We start from the raw sequence: 9,036 nt of genomic DNA, 5'->3' as shown, positions 1-9,036 counted from the left end.
GGCGAGAGCGGTGAGACCCGCGGCGGCGAAGAGCGCGCGGCGGCTGGGGCGGGCGGCGTTCTCGTGGGCGAGCCGGACGATTCGGGGCGCGCACATGTCAGCGATTCCGGTGCTGCGGCATGATGGGTCCTCACTGTCGGCGCGGTCGGGTCGAATGCGGAAGCGGCGGGCCGCGGCCGTGCCCGGGGTGGCTGCGAGCCCGGCGACCCTGAGCGTAGATAACCGGTGGAAGTCGCCGCGACCTCGGTACCTGGCGAATATCACTGTGGCTGGGCAGAATCGCGCGGGTGATCGCCGACCGCCGTTCCCGCGCCGTCGCGTCGCTGCGGGGACTCACCGTCGGCGACGCGTTCGGCGGCTGCTTCTTCGTCCCCGACAACCTGCCCGCGCTGCGGGCGCGCGCACTGCCGCCCGACCCGTGGTGGTGGACCGACGACACCGAGATGGCCTGCTCGGTCGTCGCCGTCCTGCACCGCGACGGGCGCGTCGACCAGGACGTGCTCGCCGCCTCCTTCGCCGAGCATCACGACTTCGACCGCGGCTACGGCCCGAGCGCCAATCGCATGCTCAGACTCATCCGGCAGGAGGGCGGGGACTGGCGAGAGCTGGCGAGAGAGTCGTTCGGCGGCAAAGGTTCCTGGGGCAACGGCGCGGCCATGCGTGTCGCCCCGCTCGGCGCGTACTTCGCGGAGGACCTGGACCGGGTGATCGCCGAATCCGCCGCGTCCGCCGAGATCACCCATGCCCATCCCGAGGGTGTCGCGGGTGCGATCGCGGTGGCGCTCGGCGCGGCGCTCACGACACTGCGCGGCGCCGATCTGCTCGACGCCATCGCCGCACGCACCCCCGCGGGCGTGGTGCGCGACGGAATCACCGCCGCCCGTGGCCTGCTCGACGCCGATCCCGGCGCCGCGGCCCGAGCGCTCGGCAACGGGCATGAGGTCTCCGCGCCCGACACCGTGCCGTTCTGCTTGTGGATCGCCGCGCGGTTCGACGACTTCGCCGCGGCGTGCTGGGCGACAGCGAGCGCAGGCGGCGACGCGGACACGACATGCGCAATCGTCGGCGGCATTCTCGGCGCGCGCGGGACCGCGATCCCGGACGAATGGCTGCGGCGGTGCGAAGAACTGCCGGACTGGTCGGGCGTCACGCTGAGCGGGAGCGTGCTGCGTCAGGGCCGGTAGTTACCGCCCGGCAATCCGCCGGGCGACGCCGATCGCGCGCCACCCGTCGAACACCGGCGCACAGGTCGGTATAGTCGCCGCGGATGAGTAGTTCCGCCGCCTGTGATGTGCCGATGTCGTCGACCCGCCGGTTCGGGCGTGTGGTCTGGCTTGTGCCTGCGCTGCTCGTCGCGTTCACGACATTCTGTTTGACGGAGCCGCTCTGGCCGTTCAAGGAGATCACCGGCGGTTTCATCGACCTGCAGGTCTACCGGCTCGGCGTCGAGACGCTGCGCCACGGCGGCGACATGTACGGCCAACTGCCGCAGACCACCATCGGCATCGGACTTCCCTTCATTTATCCGCCGTTCGCCGCCCTCGTGCTCGCGCCGTTCGCGCTGCTGCCATGGGACATCGCGGCGTTCTCCTTCTTCGTCACCTCGGTGGCGGCGCTGACGTCGACGCTCTATCTCGTGGCGAGGCGAATCTGGCCGGGCGAGAACGCCCGCCGGGCCGCGCTGTTCGCCACCGCGTGCGCGGCGCCGCTCGCCATGCTGCTGGAACCGACCCAGTCGACCTTGGATTTCGGGCAGGTCAACCTGCTGCTGATGGCGCTGGTCGCGGCCGACTGCCTGACCGAGAAGCCGAAGTGGCGGCGCGGCATGCTGATCGGCATCGCCGCGGCGATCAAGCTGACGCCCGCCGCGTTCGTCCTGTTCTTCCTGGTTCGCCGCGATTACAAGTCGGCGATCACCGCCGCGGCCACCGGCGCCGCCGCGACCGCGATCAGCTTCGTCGCGCTGCCGAGCACCTCGGTGAAGTACTGGTTCGGCGGGCTCGGCAATGTGGACGGTCTGAGCGGTTCGGCCTTCCACACCAACCAGTCGATCCAGGCGGTGCTCGCCCGGCTGCGCGTGCCGGAACCCGCGTTCACGATCATCTGGCTGCTGGCGGGCGCGGCGTTGCTCGTGCTTGTCGTGCTCGCGATGCGGCGGGCGGCCGACGCACCGGCGCTCGCGCTGTCCATCAACGCGGTCTTCACCCTGCTCGTCTCGCCGATTTCATGGTCGCACCACTGGATCTGGATCGCGCCGGCGCTGTTCGCCATGGTCGGCTACGCCATCCGGTTGCCGCTGCGGCGGGCGCTCGGCTGGTACGCGGTGGCCGCCGCGACCGGTGCGGTCTTCGTCTACGGGCCGCAGAACTGGCTACCCAACGGTGAACAGCGCGAGTCGCTGTGGACGCCGTGGCAGCACGTGATCGGCAATACCTACGTCTGGCTCAGCGTGCTGCTGGTGGTGGTGTTCCTGGTGACGTCTCGGCGCGCTTCGCCAGCCGCCGAGCCGGAGCCCATCCGTGCGGAAGCGCCGCAGCCGGTTTCGTGAACGATCGCCTGTCGTCCGATCTTCCACTGCTCGCGGATGCCGGTCGCCGGTGCGGTGGTGGGGCGAACGAAGTTTGGCGCTGCCTACCGCCCGGTGTAGAGGAGCCGGGCGGGGCAGCCGCGCTCGATTCAACGGTGCGTTCCTGAGCCGCGAGCACCCGGTTCTCTGTGATTCCACTGAGAATCGTCCGGTCAGGCCAGTGCGGCCGGCAAATCGTGCATCCAGGACAACGCCGTTCGCCGCCGACGGGATAGCTGTCGCAGCGGATGTGACGCCGCGATCAGCGGATTCCCGCGACGGCGTCGATCTCCTCCGGCCAGTGCTGCGCCCACGGCCTCGCCTTCTCGAGCTGGGCCGCGACGCGCAGGATGCCGAGTTCGTCGTCGGGCCGTCCGATCAGCTGGACGCTGAGCGGCAGTCCGGAATCCGACCAGCCCGCGGGGATCGCGGCGGCCGGATTGCCGCACACGTTCCACAGGGCGGTGTAGGCGGTCATCGGCATGCTGCGCAAAATCGCGTGCACCGCGCCCGTGCCGTCGAGCCTGCCGACCGGCGGCGGCAGGTGCGGCAGGGTCGGCGTGAGCACCAGGTCGTAGCGCTCGAAGACGCGGTTGACCCGCGCGGCGATCCGTTCGCCGTGGCGCTCGGCCCAACGCTGGAGCGGTTCCGGCGCGAGCAGGCGCGCGGCGGCAGAAAGCGTCCTGGTGCGCTGCTCGAGCAGGTCGGGACGGTCGACGCGCTCGGCCTCCGCCCTGATCCCGCCGAGGAACTGCGGGAAGAACGCGGGGGTGGCCTCGGGGTGGGCGAGCTCGAATTCCTCGACCTCGTGGCCGAGTTCGGTCAGCGTGTCGGCCATCGAGCGCAGTGCGGCGGCGCATTCGGGCGTCAGCCGGGCCAGTGGCACGGCGGGGCGCGACGACACCGCGATCCGCAGCGGCCGCACCGGCTCGAGCGCCGTGAACGAGGTCGTCGGCGCGGGCGCGTGCCAGCGGTCTCCGGCACAGCTGCCGCTGATGACGTCGTAGAGCAGCGCGCTGTCGGCGACCGAACGGGTCAGCACCCCGAGCGTGCCGAGCGCCCGCCACAGATCGCCGTTGGGCACGGTGCTGACCCGGCCCCGCTGCGGCTTCAGGCCGAACAATCCGCAGCAGGCCGCCGGGATCCGGATCGAACCGCCGCCGTCGCCGCCGGTGGCCGCCGCGACGATGCCCGCCGCGACCGCCGCCGCCGATCCGCCGCTGGAGCCGCCCGTGCTGCGGGTGACGTCCCACGGATTGCGCGTGTAGCCGTGCGCAGCGGACTCGGTGAACGGCCAGGTGCCGAATTCCGGCATCGCGGTCTTGCCGACGATGATCGCGCCCGCCGCGCGCAGCCGCCGCACGATCTCCGAGTCGGTCGCGGCCGGTGTGGTCACCGCCGCGCCGCCGTAGGTGGTGCGGGCGCCCGCCACGTCCACTTCGTCCTTGATGGCGATCGGCACGCCGTGCAGCGGACCGAGCGGGCGCCCTGCCGCTCGCGTCTCGTCGTGGGCGCGGGCCTGCGCCAGCGCCTCGTCGGCGAGCACCGTGGTGAACGCGTTGAGCCGCGGTTGCAGGCGGTCGATGCGCGCGAGGGTCTGTTCGGTGAGTTCGACCGCCGAGATCTGGCCGGTGCGGACGGCTTCGGCCTGGCCGAGCACACCGGTGTACCGCGGTCGGTTGCCGGGTTGCTCGCTCATGGTTCGCTCACTGCGTTCGCTCATGCCTGCGCCTCGCTGGCGCTCGGCTCTGGCATGCGCGAGGCGCGCTGGCACATGATTCGCTCACTGCGTTCGCTCACCGGCCTCCCTCTCGTCGGCGCGTCCACGTGGACGCGCGTTCAGTTGTCCGCATTCAATGCCGCAGGGTGGGGCGTGTCAAGGGTGGCTGGTTCGGTGCTCACGACGGGACCCGCCTGCCGAGGCGATGGGCGAGTTGCTTGACCACTTCGGCGGCGAGCACCGCTTGGCCGTTGGCGGCGAAGTGGATTCGGTCGGCGCTGAGCAGATCGGCGCGGTCGTTGACCGGGTGGTCCCACATGTCGATGAGCACCGCCCGGTACTCGGCGGCCAGCCCGCGGGTGATCGCGTTGACCGTGCGAACCCGGTCGGTCCAGTCCTCGAACGTGGGAATTCGGTACGCGCGGCCCAGCGTGAAGGCCGTCAGCTGGGCGCCCGTCGCGGCGGCGCGGCGGTACAGCTCGCGCAGTTCTTTTTCGATCCGCGCGTAATCCGGGACGCGGCCCACGATGTCGTTGGCGCCGCTCGGCAGGTGCAGCAGGTCGGGGGCGAAGTCGATGAGGCGATCCAGTTGGGCCAGTGCGTGTTCGGTCGTCGTGCCGTTGACCGCGACGTTCCGGTACTCCAGATCGGGCACGACGCGCCGCAGGGTATCGGCCACGCGATCGGCCCACGGCTGGCTGGCGTATCCGGGGCGCGGATCGCCCGCGCCCGCCGAAAGGCTGTCGCCGACCACGCCGAAGCGCCGCCACGGCGCGTCGAACAGGAGTGCCGCGGCCTCCAGCGCGGGCAGGCAGTGCGGGTCCGTCTCTTCGGAGCTGAAGTGCTGCGCGGTCGTCATCAACTAAACATACGGCCGGTCGTATAGTTTGATCAAGCATTTCGGGCGGCTCGGTTTCGGGGATGAAATACGCTGCCCCGCAATGTTTCCGGTTGGAACGCGGTACGATCTGGTCGGCGTTCTCGAACCGTCGCTGACATTCGAAGAGGGGTACGGCTGTGAGCATGATTCTCGCTACGGCACATGACATGTACGGCGCAGTTGTTGCCCAGGTCGGCAATCCGACCCCGGAGGCCCCGCCCATCTCGGACAAGATCCTCCAGATGGTTCGCTACCTCACCTGGTTCGTGCTGCTCTCCGGCATCGCCGCCATCACCTACGCGGGCGGCCGGTTCGCGTGGGAGAAGTGGACCGGCGGCGGCCTTCAGTCGCCGAAGATGGTGGCCGGAGCCATGCTCGGCGGTGCCGTCGCCACCAGCGCGGGCACCATCATGAACGCGGTCATCGGCTGAATCCGAGCCTGGCGCGACTCAGACCGAGCGCCACTTGATGGAGCAGCCCATGCTCGGCCGCTGCGGTTCCGGCACGGTTCGGCCCGCGAGCACCGCGGCGAGCGCGGCGCGCAGTTCGCTGCCGGTGACGGGTTTGCCGTTGCCGGGGGTGGATTCGTCGAACGCGCCGCGATACGCCAACGCGAGATTGGCGTCGTAGAGGAAGAAGTCCGGGGTGCACGCAGCGCCGAACACGCGCCCCACCGACTGCGACTCGTCGATGAGGTACGGGAACGACCAGCGCGCCCGTTTCGCTTGTGCGCGAAGCCCTTCCGGCTTGTCGTCGGGGTAGGCGTCCGCGTCGTTGGTGCAGATCGCCAGCGCGGGCACGTCCGAAGCGGCGATCACCGCGCCGAGTTCGTCCTCGATGTGACGCACATACGGACAGTGATTGCAGGCGAAGACGACCAACAGTCCAGGACCGTTCGCGTAATCGGACAGACGGTGGATCCGGCCGTCCAGATCGGGCAGGGCGAACTCAGGGGCGGGCGTGCCAAGCGGGACCATCAGGGATTCGAGAGCCATATCTGCCTCCGTCCGGTTCTCTTCGAGGGTAACGGGCGCTGTGCGTCCCCGCTGTCGGATGGAGTTCGTCGGCGGGCGACTAGCGCGTGAGATCGCCCGGATCGGTATTCGCGCCGCACAGTACGACGCACACCCGTTCCCCGGGTGCGGGGCGGTAGCCGCCGCCGGTCAGCGCGGCCATCGCGGTGGCGGCGGCATGTTCGACCGCCAACCGATGCTCCGCCCACAGGGCGCGGCGGGTCGCGACGATCTCCTCGTCCGAGACCAGCACCGGCACCGAGTCCGACGCGCGCGCCGCGCCGAGGGCCAGCTCGGTGACGCGACGCGCGCCGAGAGCGTCGGCGGCCACCGAGTCGACCGCCACGTCGACGGGTGCGCCCGCCGCGAGCGCGGCGTGCAGCGCCCGGCAATCGCGCGGTTCCGCAGCCACCACGCGGACGCCGTAATGGGCGGCGGCGGTGGCGATTCCCGCGAACAGACCGCCGCCGCCCACCGCGACGACGATCGTGTCCAGGCGCGGCAGTTGCCGGTGGATCTCGATCAGCAGGGTGCCGGCGCCCGCGGCGATCAGCGGGTTGTCGTAGGCGTGCGAGAGGAGCGCGCCGCTGCGCTCGGCGAAGGCGTGGCAGGCCGCGAGCGCGTCGGCGTACTGCTCGCCGACCAGCCGGACGTCCGCGCCGTAGCCGCGCAGCTTGTCGATCTTCACCGGCGGCGCGGTGGCGGGCAGGAACACCGTGGCGGGCACCTGCTGGCTGCGCGCCGCCCAGGCGCAGGCCATGCCCGCGTTGCCGCCGGAGGCGATGGTGACCCCGCGTTCGGGCATGCTGCCCGCCTCGCGGTGCGCCCGGAGGAAATTCTGCGCGCCACGCGCCTTGAACGACCCGGTGTGCTGGAGGAACTCCAGCGCCAACCATTGCTGAGGCGATCCGTCGTCCGGCTGGTCGGCGGGGGCGATCGTGACGGGTCGCACGCGGCCCGCGATGCGTTCGGCGGCGGCCTCGATATCCGCGTAACTCAGTTCCATCGGGCTCCGCTCGGGTCCATCGATCGCGGGTGCGCTCGCCGTCCGCACGCGATCATAGCCAGCCGCGGTCGCGGCGGCGTCCAGCTCGAATTCCGGCCCTACCACATTCGATTTGCCAATCGATTGCGCAAATGCGGCGCGGATTACCGGGAAGGCGGGGGAGATGCTGGCATGCTCTCTTCGTTCGCTGATCCGGCCCGCTGCCTCGCGCACGGGATGAAGAGAGGTCGATCTGTGAAATCGAGTTGGATGGCGGCGCTCGCGCTCGTGGCTGTCGCGGTGCCGGGCTGTTCCGCCGACAAGTCGGTCGATACCGCCGCTACCTCGCCCGCCGCTCCGGCGCATCCGGCGGGTGCGACGACGACCGCGTCGAAAGACGCCGATCCCGCAGGCGGCATCCGCATCCCGCTCGGCGAGACGAGAAAAGTGCCCATTCCGGCCGACGCGATCATGGAAATCACGGTTCTCGCCGAATGGGGCGCCGCCGTGAACACGGTGCGCTGCACGGTAACCGACAACAACGGCAGGAACGAGGATCTACGTTCTTCGGAGCCGAAGAAACAAGAGCACATCGCGGGTAAGAAGTGGATCACCCTGTGGGCCTTCTCCTCGCCGCCCGCCACCGAGGTCACTGTCGGCTGCCAGGACGTCGGCAACGTGGTGGCCGACCCGCATCTGCGCTACATCCGCGTCGTCCCGCGCGGGCTGAAGCCGAGCTGAGCGACCGTCGCGGCGCTTGCCGCGACGGTCGGCGCTCGCGCTACTTGCCGTGCGCGCGCAGCTGGTAGAGGCCCTTGGTCACCGCGACGGTGTTGCCGTCGGCGTCGGTGACGACCGCCTCCAGCGTGAAGTCCGACTTGCCGCGCTCGGCCGCCTCGGCCTCGATCCGCGCGATCTCCTCCTCCGGCAGCGTGGCCTCGGCGCGCAGCTGCGATTTCGCCATGCCGACGAACTTGATCTCGAAACCCTTGACCAGCGGGTAGTAGGCGGAGTTGTCGAAGGTCGCGACGGCGATGGCGCCGCCGAGCACCTCGGCGACGGTGAACTGCACGCCGGCGTAGATCACCCCGAAGTGATTGCCGTTGCCCTCCAGCGGCACCGTGGTCGCGGCGAATCCGCGGCGCACCTCGACCGCTTGGACGCCCATCTTGGCGGCCGCGGGGATGGTGAACTCCAGGGCGCCGTTGATGATGTCGACGAACGGCGGGGCGTCGTCGGTGCTGTTGTCGGTCATGGGGACCGATCCTTTCGCGCGTGCGGTCCGGCGCGTCGTCGTCCGCGCGGCCCGCGCCCACTGCCCGCGGACCTCGTCGTCCTCGATTCACCGGTCCCGTCCTCGGCGAGGGCGGGTGCCCTCAGATTAGGAAACCGAAGCTGCGCCGCGCAATCGGCGACGACGAGCTCGCGGCGCTGCTGGTCGACGGCGAGCTCCGGCGCGAGTCGCTGTCGGTGCGCGTGCGTAGCCTCGGAACCGTGGGTGACGACCTGATCGGCTATCGCGAGCGCCCTTCTCGATTGAGCGGCGCCGTGGTGTGGACGCGGACCGTGACGCGCGTCGAGGAACCGCTGCCGGTCCTCCCGGACGGCTGCATGGACCTGCTGTGGCGGGATGGCACGCTGCTCGTCGCGGGCCCGGACACCACCGCGCATACCGCAGGCGCTCCGACGGCGACGAGATACACGGGCGTGCGGTTCTTTCCCGGCACGGCCCCCGCGCTGCTCGGTGTTCCCGCACACGAATTGCGGGATCGCCGAATCGAATTGGCGGACCTGTGGCCTCCGGCGACCGTGCGCGAGCTGGCGGGCCGAGTCGAGGACGCGCCCGACCCGGCCGCGGCGCTCGAGGCGATC

Annotated in this window: 10 protein-coding genes; 5 read left to right on the top strand and 5 right to left on the bottom strand. The window is 70.6% G+C overall.

The window, feature by feature from the left end; translation table 11 throughout:
- The first annotated feature begins 287 nt into the window (after positions 1–287).
- Together NX1_RS34505 and NX1_RS34500 are read left to right on the top strand one after the other, a co-directional pair.
- Complete coding sequence (locus NX1_RS34505) at positions 288–1,184, top strand: ADP-ribosylglycohydrolase family protein (RefSeq protein ID WP_245668901.1); 897 nt, start codon at positions 288–290, stop codon at positions 1,182–1,184.
- Between the two features lie 83 nt (positions 1,185–1,267).
- Entirely contained in the window at positions 1,268–2,548 is a 1,281-nt protein-coding gene (locus NX1_RS34500; RefSeq protein WP_068069259.1) for a glycosyltransferase 87 family protein, read from the top strand.
- Between the two features lie 280 nt (positions 2,549–2,828).
- Here NX1_RS34500 and NX1_RS34495 read toward each other — a convergent pair whose 3' ends face one another.
- Both NX1_RS34495 and NX1_RS34490 read right to left on the bottom strand, forming a co-directional pair.
- Positions 2,829–4,289 (bottom strand): amidase, encoded by a 1,461-nt coding sequence (locus NX1_RS34495; protein ID WP_084501988.1) that lies wholly within the window; start codon positions 4,287–4,289, stop codon positions 2,829–2,831.
- Between the two features lie 175 nt (positions 4,290–4,464).
- Positions 4,465–5,145: an SGNH/GDSL hydrolase family protein gene (locus tag NX1_RS34490; RefSeq protein ID WP_068069256.1), complete on the bottom strand. Its 681-nt coding sequence runs from the start codon at positions 5,143–5,145 to the stop codon at positions 4,465–4,467.
- A 164-nt stretch (positions 5,146–5,309) separates the two neighbouring features.
- Here NX1_RS34490 and NX1_RS34485 point away from each other — a divergent pair, with 164 nt between their 5' ends.
- Entirely contained in the window at positions 5,310–5,597 is a 288-nt protein-coding gene (locus NX1_RS34485) for a hypothetical protein (protein WP_157120391.1), read from the top strand.
- A gap of 18 nt (positions 5,598–5,615) precedes the next feature.
- Here NX1_RS34485 and NX1_RS34480 read toward each other — a convergent pair whose 3' ends face one another.
- Positions 5,616–6,161: a thioredoxin family protein gene (locus NX1_RS34480; protein WP_068069248.1), complete on the bottom strand. Its 546-nt coding sequence runs from the start codon at positions 6,159–6,161 to the stop codon at positions 5,616–5,618.
- Positions 6,162–6,240: 79 nt separating this feature from the next.
- On the bottom strand, positions 6,241–7,185 hold the full coding sequence (locus NX1_RS34475; protein ID WP_068069261.1) for a threonine/serine dehydratase: 945 nt from the start codon (positions 7,183–7,185) through the stop codon (positions 6,241–6,243).
- Between the two features lie 234 nt (positions 7,186–7,419).
- Here NX1_RS34475 and NX1_RS34470 point away from each other — a divergent pair, with 234 nt between their 5' ends.
- Entirely contained in the window at positions 7,420–7,905 is a 486-nt protein-coding gene (locus NX1_RS34470; protein ID WP_157120389.1) for a hypothetical protein, read from the top strand.
- 40 nt (positions 7,906–7,945) lie between these two features.
- On the opposite strand, the gene NX1_RS34465 is transcribed toward NX1_RS34470, so the two are convergent.
- The gene (locus tag NX1_RS34465) at positions 7,946–8,419 is read right to left on the bottom strand and encodes a YiiD C-terminal domain-containing protein (RefSeq protein ID WP_068069242.1); all 474 of its coding nucleotides are present in this window, start codon (positions 8,417–8,419) and stop codon (positions 7,946–7,948) included.
- Between the two features lie 239 nt (positions 8,420–8,658).
- On the opposite strand from NX1_RS34465, the gene NX1_RS36740 reads away from it, so the two are divergent.
- On the top strand, positions 8,659–9,036 hold a 378-nt coding region (locus tag NX1_RS36740; protein ID WP_373864944.1), incomplete at its 3' end, for a DUF6597 domain-containing transcriptional factor.

This window comes from Nocardia xishanensis NBRC 101358 (assembly GCF_001613365.1).
Taxonomy (GTDB): Bacteria; Actinomycetota; Actinomycetes; order Mycobacteriales; family Mycobacteriaceae; genus Nocardia; species Nocardia xishanensis.
Note: the sequence above shows the minus strand (reverse complement) of the source record. Positions and strands in the feature narration are given on the sequence as shown.